Annotated in this window: 23 protein-coding genes; 19 read left to right on the top strand and 4 right to left on the bottom strand. The window is 40.4% G+C overall.

Annotated elements, in window-relative coordinates; genetic code table 11:
• The first annotated feature begins 25 nt into the window (after positions 1 to 25).
• The 7 genes from PQ478_RS17200 to PQ478_RS17170 all read left to right on the top strand — a co-directional run bounded on the left by PQ478_RS17200 (position 26) and on the right by PQ478_RS17170 (position 5,098).
• The gene (locus PQ478_RS17200; protein WP_175585104.1) at positions 26 to 193 is read left to right on the top strand and encodes a hypothetical protein; all 168 of its coding nucleotides are present in this window, start codon (positions 26 to 28) and stop codon (positions 191 to 193) included.
• A gap of 223 nt (positions 194 to 416) precedes the next feature.
• Entirely contained in the window at positions 417 to 1,175 is a 759-nt protein-coding gene (locus PQ478_RS17195) for an SDR family oxidoreductase (protein ID WP_075681464.1), read from the top strand.
• 53 nt (positions 1,176 to 1,228) lie between these two features.
• On the top strand, positions 1,229 to 1,606 hold the full coding sequence (locus PQ478_RS17190) for a hypothetical protein (protein WP_289234954.1): 378 nt from the start codon (positions 1,229 to 1,231) through the stop codon (positions 1,604 to 1,606).
• Positions 1,607 to 1,714: 108 nt separating this feature from the next.
• Positions 1,715 to 2,569, top strand: coding sequence for a YitT family protein (locus PQ478_RS17185; RefSeq protein ID WP_075681460.1), 855 nt, complete (start codon positions 1,715 to 1,717; stop codon positions 2,567 to 2,569).
• A 93-nt stretch (positions 2,570 to 2,662) separates the two neighbouring features.
• Positions 2,663 to 3,346 carry a metal-dependent hydrolase gene (locus tag PQ478_RS17180; protein WP_075681458.1) on the top strand — a complete coding sequence of 228 codons (684 nt, stop codon included), beginning with the start codon at positions 2,663 to 2,665 and terminating at the stop codon, positions 3,344 to 3,346.
• A gap of 98 nt (positions 3,347 to 3,444) precedes the next feature.
• Complete coding sequence (locus PQ478_RS17175; protein WP_075681456.1) at positions 3,445 to 3,684, top strand: hypothetical protein; 240 nt, start codon at positions 3,445 to 3,447, stop codon at positions 3,682 to 3,684.
• Positions 3,685 to 3,790: 106 nt separating this feature from the next.
• Positions 3,791 to 5,098, top strand: a complete 1,308-nt coding sequence (locus PQ478_RS17170) for a CBS domain-containing protein (protein WP_012960031.1) — start codon at positions 3,791 to 3,793, stop codon at positions 5,096 to 5,098.
• Positions 5,099 to 5,142: 44 nt separating this feature from the next.
• Here PQ478_RS17170 and PQ478_RS17165 read toward each other — a convergent pair whose 3' ends face one another.
• Positions 5,143 to 5,430, bottom strand: coding sequence for a YtpI family protein (locus PQ478_RS17165; protein WP_012960030.1), 288 nt, complete (start codon positions 5,428 to 5,430; stop codon positions 5,143 to 5,145).
• 182 nt (positions 5,431 to 5,612) lie between these two features.
• Between PQ478_RS17165 and PQ478_RS17160 the strand changes: the two genes are divergently transcribed.
• A complete protein-coding gene (locus PQ478_RS17160; protein WP_289234953.1) occupies positions 5,613 to 6,566 on the top strand; it encodes a DHH family phosphoesterase in 954 nt (317 codons plus the stop codon).
• 40 nt (positions 6,567 to 6,606) lie between these two features.
• Here PQ478_RS17160 and PQ478_RS17155 read toward each other — a convergent pair whose 3' ends face one another.
• From PQ478_RS17155 to ytrH, 3 genes are all read right to left on the bottom strand, one after another.
• Positions 6,607 to 6,825 carry a YtzJ family protein gene (locus tag PQ478_RS17155; RefSeq protein ID WP_083633357.1) on the bottom strand — a complete coding sequence of 73 codons (219 nt, stop codon included), beginning with the start codon at positions 6,823 to 6,825 and terminating at the stop codon, positions 6,607 to 6,609.
• Positions 6,826 to 6,935: 110 nt separating this feature from the next.
• Positions 6,936 to 7,442: a sporulation membrane protein YtrI gene (gene ytrI / locus PQ478_RS17150; protein WP_289234952.1), complete on the bottom strand. Its 507-nt coding sequence runs from the start codon at positions 7,440 to 7,442 to the stop codon at positions 6,936 to 6,938.
• On the bottom strand, positions 7,439 to 7,777 hold the full coding sequence (gene ytrH / locus PQ478_RS17145) for a sporulation membrane protein YtrH (protein WP_012960026.1): 339 nt from the start codon (positions 7,775 to 7,777) through the stop codon (positions 7,439 to 7,441). Before ytrH ends, ytrI begins: the two co-directional genes overlap by 4 nt.
• 254 nt (positions 7,778 to 8,031) lie before the next feature.
• Here ytrH and dnaE point away from each other — a divergent pair, with 254 nt between their 5' ends.
• The 11 genes from dnaE (at position 8,032) to icd (ending at position 22,271) form a co-directional block, all read left to right on the top strand.
• Positions 8,032 to 11,385, top strand: a complete 3,354-nt coding sequence (dnaE, locus tag PQ478_RS17140; RefSeq protein ID WP_289234951.1) for a DNA polymerase III subunit alpha — start codon at positions 8,032 to 8,034, stop codon at positions 11,383 to 11,385.
• 235 nt (positions 11,386 to 11,620) lie between these two features.
• Positions 11,621 to 12,859 carry an NADP-dependent malic enzyme gene (gene ystJ, locus PQ478_RS17135; RefSeq protein WP_075681446.1) on the top strand — a complete coding sequence of 413 codons (1,239 nt, stop codon included), beginning with the start codon at positions 11,621 to 11,623 and terminating at the stop codon, positions 12,857 to 12,859.
• 32 nt (positions 12,860 to 12,891) lie between these two features.
• Positions 12,892 to 13,557 (top strand): FadR/GntR family transcriptional regulator, encoded by a 666-nt coding sequence (locus PQ478_RS17130; protein ID WP_075681444.1) that lies wholly within the window; start codon positions 12,892 to 12,894, stop codon positions 13,555 to 13,557.
• An 83-nt stretch (positions 13,558 to 13,640) separates the two neighbouring features.
• On the top strand, positions 13,641 to 14,489 hold the full coding sequence (accD, locus tag PQ478_RS17125) for an acetyl-CoA carboxylase, carboxyltransferase subunit beta (protein ID WP_289234950.1): 849 nt from the start codon (positions 13,641 to 13,643) through the stop codon (positions 14,487 to 14,489).
• Between the two features lie 13 nt (positions 14,490 to 14,502).
• On the top strand, positions 14,503 to 15,480 hold the full coding sequence (gene accA, locus PQ478_RS17120; protein WP_289234949.1) for an acetyl-CoA carboxylase carboxyl transferase subunit alpha: 978 nt from the start codon (positions 14,503 to 14,505) through the stop codon (positions 15,478 to 15,480).
• A gap of 213 nt (positions 15,481 to 15,693) precedes the next feature.
• Positions 15,694 to 16,653, top strand: a complete 960-nt coding sequence (gene pfkA, locus PQ478_RS17115; protein ID WP_022628835.1) for a 6-phosphofructokinase — start codon at positions 15,694 to 15,696, stop codon at positions 16,651 to 16,653.
• Positions 16,654 to 16,704: 51 nt separating this feature from the next.
• The gene (gene pyk, locus PQ478_RS17110; protein WP_075681436.1) at positions 16,705 to 18,459 is read left to right on the top strand and encodes a pyruvate kinase; all 1,755 of its coding nucleotides are present in this window, start codon (positions 16,705 to 16,707) and stop codon (positions 18,457 to 18,459) included.
• Positions 18,460 to 18,546: 87 nt separating this feature from the next.
• Complete coding sequence (locus PQ478_RS17105; protein ID WP_075681434.1) at positions 18,547 to 18,942, top strand: FxsA family protein; 396 nt, start codon at positions 18,547 to 18,549, stop codon at positions 18,940 to 18,942.
• A 143-nt stretch (positions 18,943 to 19,085) separates the two neighbouring features.
• On the top strand, positions 19,086 to 19,559 hold the full coding sequence (locus tag PQ478_RS17100) for a DUF441 domain-containing protein (RefSeq protein WP_012960017.1): 474 nt from the start codon (positions 19,086 to 19,088) through the stop codon (positions 19,557 to 19,559).
• A gap of 218 nt (positions 19,560 to 19,777) precedes the next feature.
• Positions 19,778 to 20,893, top strand: coding sequence for a citrate synthase (citZ, locus tag PQ478_RS17095; protein WP_075681432.1), 1,116 nt, complete (start codon positions 19,778 to 19,780; stop codon positions 20,891 to 20,893).
• A gap of 109 nt (positions 20,894 to 21,002) precedes the next feature.
• Entirely contained in the window at positions 21,003 to 22,271 is a 1,269-nt protein-coding gene (icd, locus tag PQ478_RS17090; protein WP_075681430.1) for an NADP-dependent isocitrate dehydrogenase, read from the top strand.
• Positions 22,272 to 22,333 lie beyond the last annotated feature (62 nt).

Raw genomic sequence — 22,333 nt, 5'->3', positions numbered from 1 at the left:
TTATGAGAGGAGAGTGACTTGAACGATGAAAGAACATAAGCTAAGTAATTCTTTGTATGATGAAAAAGGGGTAAATGCTGTCCATGATCAAGTGATGAACGCTTATTATGCAGGCACAAATGAAACTCCTAAGGCAAACACAGCTGAGAATGATCAGCAGCAGGAAAATTTAGAGGATGGTCAATTAACGTAACAAGAGAAAGTGCGTCTCTGCTTATAAGCAGAAGACGTGCTTTTTTTCGGTTGGAGAAGGAATCATACATAGAGACAGCGAACGAACTACACAAGGAATCATCTTTTTTTACATTGAATTTGATAAATAGTATGATCAAATAGCAGTTGATTAATTAAATAAAGCAAAAGCAAATGAAATAGTAACGAATGATATAAAGCTTGACTTGAGAGGGGAATGCTTAATGAGGCATGCGTTAATCACAGCAGGAACTAAAGGATTAGGTGTTCAAGTGACAGAAGGTTTATTAAAAAGTGGATATTCAGTTACGATTACATATAGAAGTGATGAAAAAGCTGTTCTTAAAATGAAAGAAAAGTGGAAGGAAGACTTAAACCGTCTTCAATTCGTTCAAGCGGATGTGACAAATAAAGAAGATAGTAAGAGGGCTGTCGCAGAAGCATTTAGTCGATTTGGGAGAATTGATTTATTAATTAATAATGCCGGGCCTTACGTATTTGAGAGAAAAAAACTGATTGATTATGATGAAGAAGAATGGTACGAGATGATTGAAGGCAACCTAAGCGCCGTCTATCATCTTTTAAAACAAGTCGTTCCAATTATGCGAAAGCAACAATACGGACGTATCGTGATGTATGGATTTCAAGGGGCAAACAGTGCCCCGGGTTGGATCTATCGTTCGGCATACGCTGCAGCAAAAGTAGGCTTAGTCTCTTTAATGAAAACCATCTCAATAGAAGAAGCAGAATACGGTATCACAGCTAATATGGTCTGCCCAGGTAATATTCTTGGTGAGATGAAAGAGTCGACGATCAAAGAAGCTAGGGAGCATCCTGATTCAGACACGCCGATTGGCCGCTCAGGTACAGGAGAAGATATTGCGAGAACGGTCCTCTTTTTATGTGAAGAAGATGCTGATATGGTAACAGGAACGGTTGTGGAAGTAACCGGCGGAGTAGATGTCATACACCGCTACCGTTAAAATATGTATAATCATCCAATGATCTTCACACATTAATAATGAGGTGATAATCATTGAATAATAAATCGATCCCGATCATTTTATCCATGGGTTTCTTATTCTTATTTATGAGTGCGACTACTAGTTCAGCGGCAAATGTAATGGGTCCTCTTTCTTTTAGAGTGACGATTACAGAGCAGGATGTAACCTATGAATACGAATTTGATAATCCTGATTATTATGAGTACGAGGAAGGAAACCATGTCGAGAGGGGAGCGGAAGCGAAACAAAAGGTTACTCGTCTCGTCTCGCTGATCAATTTAGAAGAAGATGCTGCAATTGATGCGATGGTGCGTGAATTAAAGCAAATTCATCCAAATGTGAGTAAGGTAGATATTCGATATATGAATGAAGAGAGCAAACTTTATACATGGGTATGGAATAACGAGTAAAGCTGCCGTCATTCAGGCAGCTTTATTCTTTTTGTAGTTTGTCTGATTATTCTTAGTAGTGTGATGTATGGTAAAATGAATAGGAGAAAGGGTTAAGAGGAGAAGTGGATGAAGAAACTGATTGATTATTTAATCTTGACAGTTGGTGCGATCATCGTTGCGGCTGGCTTAGAGCTAATATTAGCTCCTAATAGTCTTGTCGATGGCGGGGTCACAGCTCTTGCTATAATGGGTAACTATTTATTTGGAGTGCCTATTTGGCTGATTTATTTCGCACTGAATATACCTGCTTTATTATTTTGCGGGAAGTATATGGGTAAGCGTTTCGTCATTCGCACGTTATATGCAAACGCTGTAACTTCTATTGCCTTATCTCTTTTAGCTCCGATGCAAGCCATTACATCCTCTGAAGTGCTGATTGTTTTATATGGAGGGCTTATGCTTGGATTAGGAGTAGGACTCGTCGTTAAGGCAGGAGGAGCAGTAGACGGAACAGAAATGATTGCCGTCTGGGCTCAAAGGAAGTTTCATATACCTATCAGCACCTTCTTATTAGCTGTAAATGCGGTTATTTTAACAGGAGCAGCATTTGTTTTCTCTCTTGAGCAAGCCATGTTCAGTGTAGCTGTATTTTATATTGTTTCTAAGTTAATTGATTTTGTTCTTGATGGGTTAAATCAAGGAAAATCGGTAATGATTATCTCTGATGCCCCGCATGAAGTGGGGGCAAAGCTTATAGAGGAACTAGATGTACAAATTACGTATTTATACGGTCAAGGCGGGTATACAGGGGATGAACGTTTACTCATCTATTGTATAACCAACCGCTTTATGTATCCAAAATTGAAAGAAGTTGTCATGTCAGTTGATTCAAGTGCAGTGATTGAAGCGTCTTATGTAACTGAAACGGCTGGAGTAAAAAAACAAAACTTCTTTGAAGTAAACAGAGAAAACGGAAAGTAAGCAGGATTTTTAACGTTTATGTGTAATGGTTTAATTGTAATGTTAAAAGGTAAAGGAAAACAAAGAAAACATTTTCTTAAGGAGTGTCATTAAATGAAGGTAAGTTATCATGGCCATTCAGTTGTTCAAGTTGAAGCAAATGGGAAAAAGATTATTATCGATCCATTTATCTCGGGCAATGAGTTAACGGACTTGGATGCAGACAAGCTGGAAGTAGATGTAATCTTATTGACTCATGGCCATAATGACCATGTAGGTGATACAGTTGAGCTTGCAAAAAGGAATGATGCGTTAGTCGTTGCACCTTTTGAACTTGCTACATACTTAGGGTGGAAAGGGGTAAAGGTACACCCGATGCATATTGGCGGAGCACATACCTTTGATTTTGGGACAGTTAAATTAACTCAGGCTTTTCATGGCTCTGCTTATACAGATGAAGAAAAACAAGAGATTATTTATACAGGGATGCCAGCTGGAATTTTACTAACAGCAGAAGGCAAAACGATTTATCATGCGGGAGATACCGCACTGTTCTCAGATATGAAATTAATCGGAGAACGCAATATGATTGATCTTGCATTTATTCCAATTGGCGATAATTTCACAATGGGGCCTGAGGATGCAAGTGTGGCGGCTGAATGGCTTCAAGCCAAACAGGTCGTTCCTATTCACTTTAATACATTCCCTGTTATTGAACAGGATGCACACGAGTTTGCTGATAACCTATCAGGTAAAAAAGGAAAAGTGTTAGAAGTGGGAGAGTCAATGGACGTATAAGTATTTATAGGACCGAACAAGAGAATGCTCTTGTTCGGTCTTTTTTTATGCCGATGGACATATATGTACTAGTAAAAGAAAAACGAGGAGGGACTTTGTTGAAACAGAGACTTATCATCAGTCTACTAGTTGCTAGTACATTATTAATTTACAGTTTTGGGTATCTCCCTTTTCAAGAAAGCGGCATGGCAGGAATTTTTGCTTGGAGCTGGTTAGCCTTTAGTTTTCTTGTTATCGGCGGAAATATCTACGGACTGTTATCACAATTTAGCAGGCCTGTTCAACTGAAAAAGAGCCAAGCTGTGTCAAGAGGCAAGCAAGTCAAAGTAAGAGGATAATGAAGATAGCCTTGATACTGTATTCTATCAGCCGTATAATAGGACTAGTACAGTTACCCAATTACATGTTGGTACAGCTGATTAGAATGAATGTGTGGAGGCTATCATGGCTACAAAGCATGAGCAAATTTTAGAATATATTTCAAATTTAGAAGTAGGCGAGAAAATTTCAGTCCGCCAAATTGCCAAAGCGCTTCAGGTAAGCGAAGGGACAGCTTATCGTGCAATTAAAGAAGCTGAAAATCAAAGTTTAGTAAGTACGATTGAGCGTGTAGGAACCATTCGTATTGAAAAAAAGAAAAAAGAAAATATTGAAAAGTTAACATATGCTGAAATTGTAAATATTGTTGATGGACAAGTTCTAGGCGGTAAAGACGGTCTTCATAAAACCCTAAACCGTTTTGTGATTGGGGCGATGAAGTTAGATGCGATGATGCGTTATGTAGAGGCTGGAAATTTATTAATCGTAGGAAATCGTTATCAAGGTCATAAGCTTGCCCTTGAAGCAGGGGCAGCTGTATTAATAACAGGCGGCTTTGATACGAGTGAAGAAGTTATACAGCTCGCTGATGAATTGAACCTCCCTATCATCACAACAAGTTATGACACCTTCACAGTGGCTGCGATGATTAACCGGGCTATCTATGATCAACTCATCAAAAAAGAGATTATCCTCGTCGATGATATTCTCATTCCACTGCAGGATACGTATTATATGACAACAGCAAATGCAGTGGAAAAATGGCATGAGTTGAATTCGAAGACAGGTCACAGCAGATATCCTGTTATTGATGAACATATGCGTATTCAAGGGATGGTTGCTGCAAAAGACGTATTAGGGGCAACAAAGCAAACGCCGATCGAGAAGGTTATGACGAAAAATCCGATTACAGTAAATGAACGGACATCGGTGGCATCTGTTGCACATGTAATGGTGTGGGAAGGCATTGAGTTATTGCCAGTTATCGATAGCCAGCGCCGCTTAATTGGAGTCATCAGCCGTCAAGACGTATTAAAAGCGCTGCAGATGATTCAACGGCAGCCTCATGTGGGTGAAACGATTGAAGATACGGTTACAAGCCGCATAGAAGAGCAGATGATAGATTCTGATTATGCGTATGAGTGTGAAGTGACACCGCAAATGACCAATCAGCTAGGTACGATCTCATATGGAGTTATGACAACTCTAGTGACAGAAGCTGGCAGCCGAATTATGCGTAAATATAAAAAAGGTGATCTGGTTGTTGAGAATATTACGTTATATTTCATAAAACCTGTTCAAATTGAAAGTCGTATTGTGATTCAGCCTAGAGTGCTAGAAATCGGCCGTAAACACGGTAAAATTGATGTAGAGATGTTTCATGAGGGAGAAATAGTAGGTAAGGCTCTTATGATGGCGCAATTAATTGAATAAACCAAAAGGCCAGGTAAACGTTATGTTACCTGGCCTTTTTGCATTTATTTATTATCTAGCTGCGGAATATAATGACGGTATGCTTTATAGCCTAAAACAACATTAGCTATACCTAAAATAAGAAACACAATCCCTACTACCACATCGACCGTACTGCGCGGAGCGATCAATAGATTAATACTGATTGCGACCAAGAAAAAGCCGATCGAAATGTTTGCCTTCGTTTGGTAAATACGTTTCAAAAGACCTTCAGGAGTTTTCCATGTTTTAACTTTATTATAAATAAAAAAGACCGCAGAAAAGACAATAATAATTGTCATCACTTTATCCATGCTACAACTTCCTCCCCTATATGCTATATTTATTGTAGCGTGAGTTAACGTGAATTGCTAGTGAACGAACAATGAACGCGAATAATGAACGTGTCTAATAAACGTGTCTAATCAAGTCTTATTGATGAGCGAGATGGAAGAAAGCTGTATTTTAATCTTAATGACCAGAAAAGAGGAGTACTATGAATTACATACATAAGATACTAGACGAAGTAGAAAAAGCAGGAACAATTATTATTCATCGTCATGAAAGACCTGACCCAGATGCATTAGGCTCTCAATTAGGGCTTAAAGAAATATTAACACAGGCTTATCCTGATAAAACTGTTTATGCTGTAGGGGAAACGGAGCCGTCACTTAGCTTCTTAGGAGAAATGGATGATATTCTTGACGATGTGTATAATGGGGCGCTTGTGATTGTATGTGATACAGCGAACACAGATCGAATAAGTGATAAGCGCTACATAAATGGCGCTACCCTTATAAAAATTGATCATCACCCGAACGAAGAGCCGTATGGAGATATCGTATGGGTCGACACAAATGCAAGTTCAACGAGTGAAATGATCGTAATGCTGCTTGATGCAGCAAAAGAGCGAGGGCTCATCCTTAACTCTGAAGCTGCCCTTCTGTTGTATGCAGGTATTGTTGGCGATACGGGGCGTTTCCGCTATAACAATACTACACCGCAAACGATGCAATTAACGAGCCGATTGATTGAAGCGGGCTTTGATCAAAATCAATTTTACAGCCAGTTTCATAAACGAGACCTGAAGATTACTAGACTTGAGGGGTATGTGCTGCAGCACTTTGAAATCGTTGATGGAATGGTAGGTGTTATGAAGCTTACAAAAGAAGTGATGGAACAATTTGACGTTACATCGAGTGAATCCTCTCAATTAGTCAATTGCTTCTCAGATGTGGAAGGTCTTAGAACATGGGTATTTTTTGTAGAGGACGATGAAAAAATTCGTGTAAGACTCCGTTCACGAGGGCCGGTTATCAACACCATTGCACAAGAGCATCAAGGCGGTGGACACCCGATGGCAGCTGGCGCTTCGGCATATTCTTGGGAAGAGACTGATAAAGTAATTCAAAAGCTGGTTTTAGCATGTAAAAATGAAAAAAGCGTGTGAGTTCAACTCCACGCTTTTTTAGTTATCAAGTGTAAAGAAATTAAGATTGTGCTGCTCCCTTATCTCCTGGGATAAACCATGAACCCACTTCAGTTACGTCTTCATGAACGGCAATGCCTTCTTTGGCTAATTGCTTTCGGATTAATTCAGAAACTTCCTTCGTCTCAGCAAATGCTGATAAACCAGCTTTAATTTTGTCGACCTTTTTCTGAGCCATCGCCTTACGATCTAGGACCATTTCTTTACCAGTTACATCCATACTAACAGCCTCCTTCATATTTATATAGTGACGTGTTGAATTACTATCAGTATACAATAAAGAAGGAAGTTTAGTTGTTAAATACGGAAATGTTCTCAAAACTGTTAAAGTTATGACCTAGGCGGGATGATTTTAGCATAGATTTTTAACGTTGTATGAAGGTGCAGCCGTTCTATTTCCAACTGAAAGCGGTGATCCCCGACTTCAAATAATTTGTTTTCAATGGTACGGATCATTAAATCTTCTGTTTCAGATACAGAAGCAATGTTCTTTCGTTCAAGAAAAGCCAGTTCTTCTATGGCTTGCTGTTGTAATTCAAACAACGTTAATTGGTTTAGGCGCAGCCGCTGAGTATTGGTGAAATGAATTTCAATTTTTTGTACCGTTAACTTACGTGCATTTTCTTCATTTTCCTCTTTTTGCTGGCTTCGCAGCTCTTCAATCGTTTTTGTTTGGCTTTGAATGGTTACTTCTTGTTCTGATAATTTAACCATCAGCTCTTCATAAATTAAGCCATACTGATAGAGAAAGAACACCCACCCAATTAATACACCAATCACGATCCCTGCAAAAAAACGCTGCCATCCCGGTCGTTTGTAATAAGGTGGGATTCTCATAACGGCAATTGCTCACCACCAACAATCCATTGAATTAATTTTGTGCCGGTTTGTGCGCCGCATAGAGCAGCGAAGATAAGAAATAATGTTCGATATATATCATCGTGTGTCCCGTTAAACAGGCCGCGCTCAATATTTGTAATGACATCAAAGGTTCCCCCAATTGCAGCGACAATCGCCCAAATCTTTAAGCTGCCAGCTAAATTGTACATAACCGACAGAGGCGGCTTGCCAATTAGGAATGCTCCAATTCCACCTATAATTGCACCGCCGACAATGACACCAAATGCGACAAAATAATCAATAATTAAATTTGCGAGAAGGTCACGATCCATATTGCTTTCCCACATCCTTTATCAGGTTGTCCTGACCATTTTATATACTATATAAATGAGGAATACGTTTTATGCTTGATCTGGTTAAATTACTAAAAACGAATGGGCTGACAAGATGAGTAGAAAATAGACATCGTTAAATAAAAATGCAAAGCTATGGTGTCTTAAATCGAATGCGTACTATAATAAAGAAGATAAATGAAACAAGATTATATAGGAGCTTTAGTTCGTTAAGAAAGAGAGAAGGTGAAACGGTGAACTTGCTTCATACAAATGTTTATAGTGAATACAGTTTGCTTTCCTCGACGAATCGTATTAAGGAGCTGGTGAGTAAAGCAAAAGAGACAGGTTTCACTGCGCTTGCATTAACAGACAAAGGGAATATGTTTGCGGCCGTCCCTTTTTATAAAGCCTGCTTGGAAACGGGGATCAAGCCTGTAATAGGTTTAGAGATACCTATTAAAGACAATGAGCACAGCGGTTCATTAAGACTGCTAGCTAAAAATACCACAGGATATAAGAGCTTATTAAAGATTTCGACCCTTCTTCAAACAGAGGACAACCTACGTGCTGGATTAGCACCCGATGACTTACGTTCGCGTATTAATGATTGCATCATCATTATTCCTTATGACAGTCCGATGCATCAATTGATCAAGGCAGGAGATGTAGAAGCAGCAAAAGAATGGTGTGTGCGCTGGATCACACGTTCCAAAAAAGAGGATTGGTATATCGACCTTGCTGGACATCCTGATAGAGAAAGTCACCATTGGGAAGCGGTTTCTCAATTTGCATCGCGCTTTAACTTGAAACTATGCGGGTCTAACCCTGTTCGATTTACAAGTAAGGAGCATTATGAAGCGTATGCGGCAGTTAGAGCGATACGTGAGGGGAAAACGATTCACCTTGAGGACGAGGGACACGCTGAAAGGTCATTTTATTTAAAGAGTAAAGAAGAGTTAAAGCAATCATTTTCGTTGGTTCCTGCTGCTTTAAGCGGGTTAGGAGAAATCGTTGAACAATGCAACATTACGATCGATTTAGACCAGCGTTATTTACCTGCCTATCCTTTTACAAAGAGTGAGCCTGCAAAAGAAGTGCTGAAAAAAGCATGCTTGGAGGGTGCTAACAAGAGGTTCAACCACACCATCACAGATGAGGTAAGAAGAAGGCTTGAAAAAGAATTAGCAGTCATTGACCAAATGGGATTCAATGATTACTTTTTAATCGTTGCAGATTTTATGCAACATGCAAGAAAACGAAACATGATGACAGGCCCGGGGCGAGGTTCTGCTGCAGGGTCTTTGACAGCTTATGTGTTATATATAACAGATGTAAATCCGCTGAAATACGATCTCTTATTTGAACGATTTCTTAATCCTGAACGAATTTCACTCCCAGATATTGATATTGATTTCCCAGATCATAGAAGAGATGAGGTTATTCAATATGTACAGGAGAAATACGGCTCAGATCATGTGGCGCAAATTGCTACGTTTGGTACGCTGGCAGCCAGGGCTGCGATAAGAGATACAGGAAAGGCACTCTCTTGTGACTCTTTTTTAATTGAAAAGGTTGCGAAACTCATCCCTTCAACACCTGGAATTACAATTAAAAAAGCAATGGAACAAGAGAGAGGGTTACAACAAATAAGAAATGATTCAGAGGATGCAAACAAACTCCTCACGATTGCAGAATCAATCGAAGGTCTGATGAGACATGTGTCTACTCACGCAGCAGGTGTCGTTATAAGTCCTGTTCCATTAACAGAGCTTGTCGCTTTGCAAAAAGGGCAAGGACCCGTTCGGTTGACGCAAGCAACGATGGGTATTGTAGAGGAAATTGGATTAGTGAAATTTGATTTTCTCGGATTACGTAATTTAACTTTGCTGGAGCGAGTTCTTTCTATTATAGAACAGGAATCAGGAAGAAGAGTGGATATTCATTCCATTCCTTGGGATGATGTGAAAGCCTATGAACTTTTAGCGAAGGGTGATACAACAGGAGTATTTCAGCTAGAGTCTCAGGGGATGAGAAGAGTCCTGCGCTCTCTTATGCCGACAGAATTTGAAGATATCGTGGCAGTGAATGCTCTCTACCGGCCGGGTCCGATGGATTATATTCAAGTGTATATTAACGGAAAACATAAGAAAGCCCCCATTAATGATATACATGAGGAATTAACTCCAATCCTTGGAAAAACATACGGCGTCATTGTTTATCAAGAACAAATTATGCAAATTGCTGTTAAAATGGCTGGCTTTTCACTAGCCCATGCTGACTTATTGAGACGAGCAATTAGTAAAAAAAACAAAGCCGATTTAGAAAAAAGCCGTGAAGATTTTCTAAAAGGTGCCAAAGAAAAAGGATATAACGAAGACATAGCGAATAAAGTATTTCAACTCATCGAACGATTTGCGAATTATGGGTTTAATAGAAGTCATGCTGTTGCATACAGTATGATCAGTTATCAACTTGCCTATTTGAAAGCCCATTTTCCGACTGCCTTTTATACAGCTTTACTATCGAGTGTATGGAATACCCCAGAAAAGCTGACGGAATTACTTCAAGAGACTAAAAAGAGGAAGATTGACATCATGCCTCCAAGTATCTCGAAAAGTGGTTTGTTGTTTACTCTTGAAGATCATGGCCACACTGTTCGTTTTGGCCTTCTGCCGGTTAGTCATGTAGGGGTGCAGGCGGCAAAGCATATCATTGATACAGCCAGAGAGGAGCCATATAAAGATTTATTTGATTACTGTGTGAGAGTTAATCAGCGCATCGTTAATCGGCGCGCTACTGAAAATTTAATCAAAGCTGGGGCCATGGATGAATGGGGGGAAGATCGTGCGACCCTCTTATATAACCTTGATCAAGCGTATTCTTTTGCTGAGAAAGTACTATCTTTCCAAGATGAAATGGCTGGCTTGTTTACGTTAGATATTGAAACCCCTCAGTATGAACACGTTGACTCTTTATCTCTGCAAGAAAAGCTTTCTTTTGAACAAGAAGCTCTTGGTGTCTATGTATCGGGGCATCCGATAGAGCAAGTAAGCGATGTGTTAGCTAAATATCAACGTGTGCCAATCGCAGATATGATTCAAGACCCAAAAGGTCAAGAGCGTAAACGATTGAGAATTGCAGGCATGGTGTCTAGCTTGAAAAAAATCACGACAAAAAAAGGAGATCCAATGGCCTTTTTGGAGGCTGCAGACGAATCTGGCCATTGTGAAGTGGTTGTTTTCCCAGATGTGTGGAAACAATACGGAACGATGATAAGAGAAGATGAGCTTCTTTTCATGGAAGGGTCATTTGATCATACACGTGACAAGCCTCAATTCCTCCTAAAAAGGAGTGTACTTGTTCAATCGATTGTCGCTTCAGCTCCTAAAGAAAAGGTGTTATACCTTAAATTAAAAGATCAATCGCTGCTGCCGGATGTAAAGAAACTGCTGATAGGTGATGAAGGGGCTACAAAAGTCATTACCTATTTGGAGAAGGAGAGACAAACAATACAGATGCAGCCTGTTTATGAGGTGGGGCCTAGCGAAGAGTGCATGAATCATTTAATGGAACTGCTTGGCAGGGAGCAAGTTGTGTTGAAATGACGCATCTTCCGTTTACACGATATGATAAATGAACCATATGAATAAGCGGTCTTAGATAAGGGGCTCGTAAAGGCTTTCAAGTAATTACCCCCTTGTTGATCGATTTAGTTTTGTTTATAATTAAGAATGATTTTGGTGGTCAGACCAATTTTCTGTTCTGTCGATCATGAAATTGGACAAGTGATAAAAATAAAAAAAACGGTCTTGCTGCCGAACTAAAAGGAGAGTGTCTGTTGTGCCAACAACAAGAGAGGAAGCGCTGCATATGCATCGCGCTAACCAAGGGAAATTAGAATCAAAATCAAAGGTGCCTGTAAAAAATGCTCGGGATCTAAGCCTTGCTTACTCACCAGGTGTTGCAGAGCCTTGCAAAGAGATTTTTGAAGATGTTGAATCCGTTTATGAATATACAATGAAAGGTAATATGGTTGCGGTAGTAAGTAACGGTACAGCGGTGCTTGGACTTGGAAATATTGGTCCTGAAGCCTCACTTCCTGTTATGGAAGGTAAAGCAGTTCTATTTAAATCTTTCGCAGGCGTAGATGCGTTCCCTATTTGCCTGCGCTCAACAGATGTCGATACGATTGTTGAGACAGTGAAATTAATGGAGCCGACTTTTGGCGGAGTGAACTTAGAAGATATCGCGGCACCGAGCTGCTTTGAAATTGAAGAACGTCTTAAAAAAGAAGCAAATATCCCTGTGTTCCATGACGACCAACATGGGACAGCGATCGTAACGCTTGCTGGTTTAATTAATGCGTTAAAGATTACAGGCAAGAAAATGTCTGAGATTAAAGTTGTTGCAAATGGCGCTGGTTCAGCTGGGATTGCCATCATTAAATTGATGCAGCGTATGGGTGTCCGCGACATTATTATGTGTGACTCTAAAGGTGCTATTTTTGATGGACGCTCTCACGGAATGAACGATGTGAAAGCTGAAGTAGCTAAATTTACTAATCGTGACCGTCTTGAAGGCAGTCTTTCGGATGTAATTAAAGGAGCAGATGTATTTATTGGTGTATCTGTTGCTGGTGCTTTAACTGAAGAAATGATTCAAACAATGAATGCAGACCCTGTTATTTTTGCAATGGCTAACCCAGTTCCAGAAATTATGCCTGAAAATGCTAAAGCTGCAGGTGCAAAAGTCATTGGAACAGGACGTTCAGACTTCCCGAACCAAGTAAACAACGTTTTAGCATTCCCAGGTATTTTCCGCGGAGCGCTGGATGTTCGTGCTACACATATTAACGAAGAAATGAAAGTAGCAGCGGTATATGCTATTGCTGATTTAGTAGCAGAAGCAGACCTGTCATCAGATTATGTGATTCCAGCTCCATTTGACCCGCGTGTAGCTCCAGCTGTAGCTGCAGCAGTGGCGAAAACGGCGATGGAAACAGGCGTAGCGCGTTTAAAAGTTGACCCTGAACAAGTTGCTGAAAAAACTCGTCAGCTTGCTGTAATTGGTCAAGACTAAAAAGGTAGTTGAAAATGAGGAGAGGTTGACTCATGTCACTCCATCAGCCAAAAATCTACATTGAGATTATTAATAAAATCAATGAGATTATGGAAGAGGATAATTTAAAACAAGGTGATCGTCTCCCCTCAGAGCGCGAGTTGAGCGACCGGCTTAATGTCGGTCGCTCCTCTGTGCGTGAGGCTCTTCGGGCATTAGAATTATTAGATTTGATCGAAACCAGAAGAGGAGAGGGGACATTTTTAAAGCCAGCAAATAGTCACCGCCTTGTGAACATCATTCTTTCATTTTTATTAAAAGAGGAAAGTGCTAAGCAGGATTTAACTGAAACTAGGCGAATTGTAGAACTAGAAGCGACACGTTTAGCATTTGGAAGAATGACTCCTGAGACGCTTCTCAAACTCAGGTCTTTAATTGATCAGTCTAGGGAAGAATGGGAGCATGGTGATTTCCCGGTTGATGAAGATTATTTGTTTCATAAAACAATTGTAGAAGCTTGCGGGAACAGGCTGCTGCTTAACATCTGGGTTTCTTTGGTTGAGTATAACAAAGTAGCAATCAGAGAATCTCTCAAACGAGAAGGACGTCCTGAGGCTTCCATTTGTGAACATGAAGCCATTTATCAAGCGTTAGTTGACCAGAGGTTAGAAGATGCACTCGATGCGTTGCGCAATCACCTGGAAAATAGTCGTTTTTAAATAAGTTAATAAGGTTGTACTATTTTAGGACAAGTGATCATATGCTCTAAAAAATATGGCTCCGAAGCTAGTGAGGTGCTGAGATGCTTAAGGATTTATTCACTAAAAAGAAACGATATGCAACGATTCCGTCAGAGCGTGCAAAGCAAGAAGTACCAGAAGGCTTAATGACGAAATGTCCGTCATGTCGTACCATCATGTATACAAAAGAGTTAAAGAAAAATCTAAATGTATGTGCTTCATGCGGTCATCATCATCGTATGAGTGCTTATGAGAGAATGGAAAGCTTGTTTGATGAAGGCAGCTTTGTTGAATACGACAAAGGTATGATTGGGAAGAATCCGCTTGATTTCCCAACGTATGAAGAAAAACTTGAAGCGGACCGAGTAAAAACAAACCTAAACGAAGCCGTGGTCACTGGCGAGGGAGACATTAATGGGTTTCCTGCAGTCATTGCAGTAATGGATGCACGTTTTCGTATGGGAAGCATGGGTTCTGTCGTTGGTGAGAAGATCACAAGGGCGATCGAAGCGGCTATTGAAAAAGACTATCCTTTCTTATTGTTCTCAGCCTCAGGTGGAGCTCGTATGCAAGAAGGTGTACTTAGCTTAATGCAAATGGCTAAAACAAGCGCTGCCCTTCAAAAGCTACATCGTAATGGCGGTTTGTTTATTTCAATTATGACGCACCCAACTACTGGAGGGGTATCGGCGAGTTTTGCTTCTCTTGGTGATTATAATTTTGCTGAACCAGGTGCGTTAATTGGGTTTGCCGGCAGAAGAATTATTGAACAAACGATTCGCCAGGAGCTTCCAGATGATTTCCAAACTGCTGAATTCCTATTAAAACATGGACAGCTTGATCGTGTTGTGTCTCGTAAAGAAATGAAAAAAGTCCTTACGACTATATTAGATATTCATCAACATGCATAAGGAGGTGTAGAAAATGGCAAGTGAACTAGGTTTTGAAAAGCCGATTGTTGAATTAAGAGACAAGATTACAGAACTTAAAGCGTTTACAAGTGAAAAAGAAATTGATTTAAGTGATGAAATCGAGAAGCTTGAGAAAAGACTTCAACAATTAGAAAAAGATATTTACGGCAATCTCCAGCCATGGGAACGTGTTCAAATAGCAAGGCATAGCGACCGTCCAACTACCCTTGATTACATTGAGCATTTATTTACAGATTTCCTTGAAATGCATGGGGACCGCTTATATGGAGATGATGCTGCTATTGTCGGCGGTATTGCAAAGTATCACGGGAAGCCAGTTACAGTCATTGGACACCAAAGAGGAAAAGATACGAAAGAAAATATTCGCCGAAATTTCGGAATGCCTCATCCTGAAGGCTACCGCAAAGCGCTTCGTTTGATGAAACAAGCAGAAAAGTTTAATCGTCCAATTGTGTGCTTTATTGATACAAAAGGTGCATACCCTGGTATGGCAGCAGAGGAAAGAGGCCAAAGTGAAGCGATTGCAAGAAACTTGCTTGAAATGGCTGGTTTGACTGTGCCTGTGATTTGCATTGTCATCGGTGAAGGCGGAAGCGGCGGAGCATTGGCACTTGGAGTAGGAGATCGTATTTTCATGCTCGAGAATTCTACTTACTCTGTTATTTCACCAGAAGGAGCAGCGGCGCTTCTATGGAAAGATGCGTCTCTCGCCCAAAAAGCTGCTGAAACGATGAAGATTACAGCACCTGATCTTAAAGAATTAGGAATCATCGATGGAATTATCCGTGAAGCAAAAGGCGGGGCTCACCGAGATGTGAAAAGCCAAGCAGAAGCAATGGATCAACTGCTGCATGAATCACTAGAAGATTTGGAAAAATTATCAAAAGATGAGCTGGTGAATACACGTTATCAAAAATACAAAAAAATCGGACAATTTACGTTTGTAAACGATACCATTGGCGTAGAATAAGGTAAAGTGCTTTCTGGATTATAGAAAGCACTTTTTGTTTTGGAAGCATCTGTATTGTGTTCAGTTGATTTAAGTGGTATTTTTTTAAAATGAGAGCATGATAATAGGTGGAAAGCACGAAGAATGTAGGTTTGGCACCTTGTAAAAAAAGGGATTGTCAATTTAAGGTCTCTTTTAGATATATAAATTTGTCGCTTGATGGAGGGAGTATTCATGAAACGAATTGGAGTATTAACAAGTGGTGGAGATTCACCGGGTATGAATGCCGCGATCCGTGCGGTGGTCCGTAAAGCAATCTATCATGATTTAGAAGTGTATGGAATCTCTTACGGGTATGCAGGACTAATTGCTGGTGATATTCGTAAAATGGAGCTTGGTTCAGTAGGTGATATTATTCATCGCGGCGGAACAATGCTCTACACTGCACGCTGTGAAGAGTTTAAAACTCTGGAAGGACAGAAAAAAGGAATTGAACAACTTAAGAAATTTGGGATTGAAGGGCTTGTAGTAATCGGCGGCGACGGATCTTACCGTGGTGCTCAAAAACTGACAGAACATGGCTTCCCAACGATTGGTGTTCCTGGTACGATTGATAATGATATCCCTGGTACCGACTATACAATCGGATTTGATACTGCGCTGAATACAGTTATTGATGCCATTGATAAAATTCGTGATACGGCGACTTCGCATGAGCGTACCTATGTCATTGAAGTAATGGGCCGTCATGCTGGAGACCTTGCTTTATGGTCAGGGCTTGCTGATGGAGCAGAAACGATTGTTATTCCAGAAGCAGATTATGATATGAATCAAATCATCAGTCGTCTAGAACGTGGACAAGAGCGCGGCAAGAAGCACAGTATCATTATCGTTGCAGAGGGTGCAGGCAGCGGTATGGACTTTGGTAAACGTATTAGTGATGCTACAAAGATGGAAACACGTGTAACCGTTCTTGGTCATATTCAGCGAGGCGGATCTCCAACAGGGGCAGATCGTGTGCTTGCTAGCCGCTTAGGAGCGAAAGCTGTCGATCTTCTGCTTGAGGGAGAAGCTGGTCGTACGGTAGGAATTCAAAATAATAAGTTAGTGCATCATGACATCAATGAAGTCCTAGCACAGCCACACTCCGTCGATCTTGACATGTACAAGCTTTCACAAGAACTTTCCATTTAACCCCAAAAAATAGATTCTAGATAGTAGATCAGCAATTACAGGAGGCAGAATATGCGTAAAACGAAAATTGTATGTACGATTGGTCCAGCGAGTGAGCAGATTGATACGTTGGTTGAATTAATAGAAGCTGGAATGAACGTTGCAAGATTAAACTTTTCTCACGGTGATTTTGAAGAACACGGTGCGAGAATTGAAAACATCCGTGAAGCGAGTAAGCGCACAGGCAAAACAGTAGCGATCTTACTTGATACGAAAGGTCCTGAAATTCGCACACAGACACTAGAAGGCGGCGTTGCTGAATTAAAAGCAGGTCAAAGCCTTGTTGTCTCAATGGAAGAAGTAGTAGGCAATGCAGAGAAGATTTCGATTACATACCCTGGACTTGTTCAAGATGTGCATCCGGGTTCAAAAATCTTGCTTGATGACGGCCTGATTGGATTAGAGGTTGTAGAAGTTAGAGAGAAAGAAATTGAAACAAAAGTTTTAAATAGCGGTACTCTTAAAAACAAAAAAGGTGTTAACGTCCCTAATGTAAGTGTGAAGCTTCCTGGTATCACTGAAAAAGATACGGCTGATATTAAATTTGGTATTGAACAAGGGGTAGACTTTATCGCCGCTTCATTTGTACGCCGTGCATCGGATGTGCTTGAGATTCGTGAACTTCTTGAGCAGAATCAAGCAACTGACATCCAGATTATCCCTAAGATTGAAAACCAAGAAGGTGTCGACAATATTGATGAAATCCTTGAAGTGTCTGATGGATTAATGGTTGCTCGCGGAGATTTAGGTGTGGAAATCCCAGCAGAAGAAGTTCCGCTTGTACAAAAAGAATTAATTAAAAAATGTAATGCAGTAGCAAAACCTGTTATTACAGCTACACAAATGCTTGATTCTATGCAGCGCAATCCTCGTCCGACTCGTGCTGAGGCGAGTGATGTCGCAAATGCTATTTTTGATGGTACAGATGCGATTATGCTTTCAGGGGAAACAGCAGCAGGTGATTATCCTGTAGAAGCTGTGCAGACAATGAACAACATTGCTGCTCGTACAGAACAAGCACTAAACTATCAAGCGATTCTTTCTAAGCATACAAAGGAAACGCGTCCTTCGATTACAAGTGCAATCAGCCAGTCTGTAGCTCATGCTGCATTTAATTTGAATGCATCAGCTATACTAACAGCTACAGAGAGTGGTTACACAGCTCGTGTCGTAGCTAAATACCGTCCAGAGTCTCCAATCATTGCGGTGACAAGCAATGAGCGTGTTATGCGCACATTAAGCCTTGTATGGGGTGTATTCCCGCTAATGGGTCAAACAGCTCAAACAACAGATGAAATGCTCGATACAACGGTAAATACGGCCGTACAAGCGGGTCAAATTGGTCAAGGAGATCTTGTCGTTATTACGGCGGGTGTTCCTGTAGGCGAAACTGGTACGACGAACTTGATGAAAGTACATGTAATTGGAGAAGTTGTGGCTAAAGGTCAAGGGATTGGCCGTCGTTCAGCTTCAGGTAAAGTAGTCGTAGCTCAAAATGCGCAAGAAGCTAATGAAAAGGTAAAAGAAGGTTCTATTCTTGTCACGTACAGCACAGATAAAGACATGATCCCGGCCTTTGAAAAGGCAGCAGCTGTTATTACAGAAGAAGGCGGTCTAACGTCTCACGCTGCAGTAGTCGGTTTAAGTCTAAGCACACCTGTGATTGTTGGTGTGGTTAATGCACTTGATCTATTCAAAGATGGTGAAGAGATTACAGTAGACGGCGCACGCGGTGACATTTACAGAGGACATGCAAGTGTATTATAATAAGATGTAGGGAGAAGGGATTTTTCCTTCTCTCTTTTTTTATCACATGTGTTTTGGGTGCATGACTTATAAATAAAGGAGAGAACGATGTTTAGAATCCTCTTATTACTAATTATTATCGTTCCTGCCCTAGAAATTGCCGTTCTTATTCTATCTGGCAATACGATCGGTGTGTGGCCTACCATTGCTCTTATCATTTTAACAGGAGTACTCGGGGCATGGCTTGCCAAAAAAGAAGGGCTTCAAGCGATTCGAGTAGCTCAGCTTCAAGCGAGTCAAGGTCAGCTGCCTAGCAGTGTAATGCTTGATGGTATTTGTATTTTAGTTGGGGGAGTTGTTCTCTTAACCCCGGGATTTATTACAGATGCGATAGGTTTCTTTCTGCTAATCCCAGCAACTCGCGGGATTGCAAAAGGCTTCCTGCTCTCGATCTTTAATAAAATGATTAAAAATGGCAATTTTATAATTATGTCTAGACGATAACCACAGCATATAAAGCTGTGGTTTTTATTTTCTTTTCATATGAAACATTTCCCAATTTGTAGCAAAAGCGTGAAACATGGCGGAATTTTCAAAACTATGATATGATAAAGTAGAATTGCTAAGGAGGAAGGTTGGGTACAAACTTGTTTTCACAAGCAACGTTATTTATGCTGATTCTACTTGCCGTTGCCCTTCTTGCTAAAAACCAATCTCTATTAGTTGCTGTTGGATTCTTGCTTATTATAAAATGGGTAGGGCTTGGCGATAAATTATTTCCAATTTTCCAACAAAAGGGGATTAATATAGGAGTCACTGTTATAACGATAGCGGTTTTAACGCCGATTGTTACAGGTGACATTGGTTTTAAACAACTTGGTGAAGCAGTGCGGTCTTCCTATGCGTGGATTGCATTAGCCTCAGGCATTCTTGTTGCACTCATTGCAGCAAGTGGAATTGACCTTTTAAAAAATGATCCTCATATTACAACGGCATTGGTGTTTGGTACGATCTTGGCGGTTGCCCTATTTAATGGAGTCGCAGTAGGTCCCTTAATCGGTGCGGGCATTGCTTATCTAGCGATGAGGGTTGTACAATTCTTTTCAAATTTAGGCGGGTAAGACCGCTGCTGATTAAAACTATCAGAATACTAAATGTAGTGATAGTTTTAAAATGATTCAATTTAATTACTATTTAAACGTTCACAAAAGTGTAAAAAATGTTTATAATGGTGCTTGTGTACATCCTTCCTACATAGCGCACATTTCTTTTTTTAATTGGAAATGTAAGCATTTACCGAAAGATGAAAAAAGATAATTAGGGAAAAGGAGAGATTAACGTGAGTACAACTCGTGGTCTAGAAGGAATTGTTGCAACGACATCAAGTGTCAGTTCAATTATTGAAAGCGTCTTAACCTATCAAGGGTATGATATTGACGATTTAGCAGATAATGCGAGTTTTGAAGAGGTAATTTACCTGCTTTGGAATGGACGTCTTCCTAAAGAAGATGAATTACGTTCATTTACTCAAGAGCTTGCTGATCATGCAGAAATTCCACAAGCAATCATTGATCAGATGAAGTCATATCCAATCAATGAAGTTCATCCGATGGCTGCTCTTCGTACGGCTATTTCAAGTCTCGCATTATTTGATGAAAGTGCAGATGTAATGGAAGAAGAAGCGAACAGACTAAAGGCGCTTAAGATCCAAGCACAAATCCCAACAATTGTGACAGCGTTTTCTCGAGTGCGTGAAGGCAAAGAACCAGTTGCTCCTCGCAAGGATTTAGGGTTTGCTGCAAACTTCTTATACATGCTAAATGGTGAAGAGCCGGACGAAATTGCAGTAAATGCATTTAATAAAGCACTTGTTCTGCATGCTGACCATGAGCTTAATGCTTCAACGTTTACTGCACGTGTATGTGTAGCTACTCTTTCTGATGTATATTCTGGAATTACAGCGGCAATCGGCGCTCTTAAAGGTCCTCTTCACGGCGGTGCGAACGAAGCTGTAATGTCTATGCTGATGGAAATTGATCAAGTTGAGAATGTAGAACCATACATTCGCAAAGCATTTGATAATAAAGAAAAAATTATGGGCTTTGGACACCGAGTATATAAAAACGGTGACCCGCGTGCGAAACACTTACGTGAAATGTCTAAACGTTTAACCGGTATTACAGGCGAATCTAAGTGGTATGACATGTCAATTAAGATTGAAGATATGGTTACTGGCGAAAAAGGATTGCTTCCAAATGTTGATTTTTATTCTGCTAGTGTTTACCATAGTCTTGGGATCAAACATGACTTGTTTACGCCAATCTTCGCTGTCAGCCGTGCATCAGGTTGGTTAGCTCACATTCTAGAGCAATACAGTGACAACCGATTAATCCGTCCACGTGCTGAATATGTAGGACCGGCTAAACAAACATATATTCCAATTGAACAGCGCTAATTTCAGCGTAACAAGGAGCTTTTATCTCCTTGTACATACGTAATAAGCGGACAAGGTCATACTTGTCAAAAAGAAAGACAGCTTTATCAATCTAGGGAGGTAATGTAACATGGCAAACGGAGATGTAATTAAGGTAGATAACGGGGTACTTGATGTCCCTAATAACCCAATTGTTCCTTATATCGAAGGTGACGGAATTGGTCCTGATATTTGGGCAGCAGCTTCACGTGTAATGGATGCTGCAGTTGAGAAAGCTTATAATGGCGAAAAGAAAATCGTTTGGAAAGAAATTTTAGCTGGTGAAAAAGCATTCAACGAAACTGGAAGCTGGTTACCGGATGAAACTCTTGATGCGGTTCGAAAATACATGATCGCAATTAAAGGCCCTCTTACAACACCAGTAGGCGGCGGAATTCGTTCGCTTAACGTTGCATTACGTCAAGAGTTAGATTTGTACGTATGTCTGCGTCCAGTACGTTACTTTGAAGGAGTTCCATCTCCTGTTAAACGTCCTGAAGATACGAACATGGTTATCTTCCGTGAGAACTCAGAAGATATCTATGCTGGAATTGAGTATCAAGAAGGTTCTGATGAAGTAAAGAAATTAATCAAATTCCTTCGTGAAGAAATGGGAGCTAGCAAGATCCGTTTCCCTGAAACATCTGGTATTGGTATTAAGCCTGTATCACAAGAAGGTACAGACCGACTGGTTCGTGCGGCTATTCAATATGCAATTGATGAAGGCCGTAAGAGTGTAACACTAGTTCATAAAGGAAACATCATGAAGTACACAGAAGGTGCTTTCAAGAACTGGGGTTATGAAGTAGCTGAGCGTGAATTTGGAGATAAAGTATTCACTTGGGCTCAATATGACAAGATTGTTGAAGCAGAAGGCAAAGACGCTGCAGATAAAGCTCAATCTGATGCAGAAGCTGCTGGCAAAATCATTGTAAAAGATTCAATTGCTGATATCTTCTTACAACAAATCTTAACTCGTCCAAAAGAGTTCGACGTAGTAGCTACAATGAACTTGAATGGTGATTACATTTCTGATGCCCTTGCTGCACAAGTTGGAGGTATTGGAATTGCTCCTGGAGCAAACATCAACTACGATACTGGTCATGCAATCTTTGAAGCAACACACGGTACAGCACCTAAGTATGCTGGACTTGATAAAGTAAACCCATCTTCTGTTCTTCTATCTGGTGAGCTATTGCTTCGTCACTTAGGCTGGAACGAAGCTGCTGACTTAATCATGGCTTCTATGGATAAAACAATTGCAAGTAAAGTAGTAACATATGACTTTGCTCGTCTAATGGACGGTGCAACTGAAGTGAAATGTTCAGGCTTTGCTGATGAGTTAATTAAAAATCTTTAAGATCATAAAACGTTTATGAATTCAAAAAGTCCTTATTTAGGGCTTTTTGAATTCTTTGTATC

This window comes from Alkalihalophilus pseudofirmus (assembly GCF_029094545.1).
In the GTDB taxonomy this organism is placed as follows: domain Bacteria; phylum Bacillota; class Bacilli; order Bacillales; family Bacillaceae_D; genus Alkalihalophilus; species Alkalihalophilus pseudofirmus.
Note: the sequence above shows the minus strand (reverse complement) of the source record. Positions and strands in the feature narration are given on the sequence as shown.

Coding starts and splice junctions, on each gene's coding strand:
- PQ478_RS17200 (WP_175585104.1), top strand. CDS start 26: ATGAAAGAACATAAGCTAAGTAATTCTTTGTATGATGAAAAAGGGGTA.
- PQ478_RS17195 (WP_075681464.1), top strand. CDS start 417: ATGAGGCATGCGTTAATCACAGCAGGAACTAAAGGATTAGGTGTTCAA.
- PQ478_RS17185 (WP_075681460.1), top strand. CDS start 1,715: ATGAAGAAACTGATTGATTATTTAATCTTGACAGTTGGTGCGATCATC.
- PQ478_RS17180 (WP_075681458.1), top strand. CDS start 2,663: ATGAAGGTAAGTTATCATGGCCATTCAGTTGTTCAAGTTGAAGCAAAT.
- PQ478_RS17170 (WP_012960031.1), top strand. CDS start 3,791: ATGGCTACAAAGCATGAGCAAATTTTAGAATATATTTCAAATTTAGAA.
- PQ478_RS17165 (WP_012960030.1), bottom strand. CDS start 5,430: ATGGATAAAGTGATGACAATTATTATTGTCTTTTCTGCGGTCTTTTTT.
- PQ478_RS17160 (WP_289234953.1), top strand. CDS start 5,613: ATGAATTACATACATAAGATACTAGACGAAGTAGAAAAAGCAGGAACA.
- PQ478_RS17155 (WP_083633357.1), bottom strand. CDS start 6,825: ATGGATGTAACTGGTAAAGAAATGGTCCTAGATCGTAAGGCGATGGCT.
- ytrI (WP_289234952.1), bottom strand. CDS start 7,442: ATGAGAATCCCACCTTATTACAAACGACCGGGATGGCAGCGTTTTTTT.
- ytrH (WP_012960026.1), bottom strand. CDS start 7,777: ATGGATCGTGACCTTCTCGCAAATTTAATTATTGATTATTTTGTCGCA.
- PQ478_RS17130 (WP_075681444.1), top strand. CDS start 12,892: ATGTCACTCCATCAGCCAAAAATCTACATTGAGATTATTAATAAAATC.
- accD (WP_289234950.1), top strand. CDS start 13,641: ATGCTTAAGGATTTATTCACTAAAAAGAAACGATATGCAACGATTCCG.
- accA (WP_289234949.1), top strand. CDS start 14,503: ATGGCAAGTGAACTAGGTTTTGAAAAGCCGATTGTTGAATTAAGAGAC.
- pfkA (WP_022628835.1), top strand. CDS start 15,694: ATGAAACGAATTGGAGTATTAACAAGTGGTGGAGATTCACCGGGTATG.
- pyk (WP_075681436.1), top strand. CDS start 16,705: ATGCGTAAAACGAAAATTGTATGTACGATTGGTCCAGCGAGTGAGCAG.
- PQ478_RS17105 (WP_075681434.1), top strand. CDS start 18,547: ATGTTTAGAATCCTCTTATTACTAATTATTATCGTTCCTGCCCTAGAA.
- icd (WP_075681430.1), top strand. CDS start 21,003: ATGGCAAACGGAGATGTAATTAAGGTAGATAACGGGGTACTTGATGTC.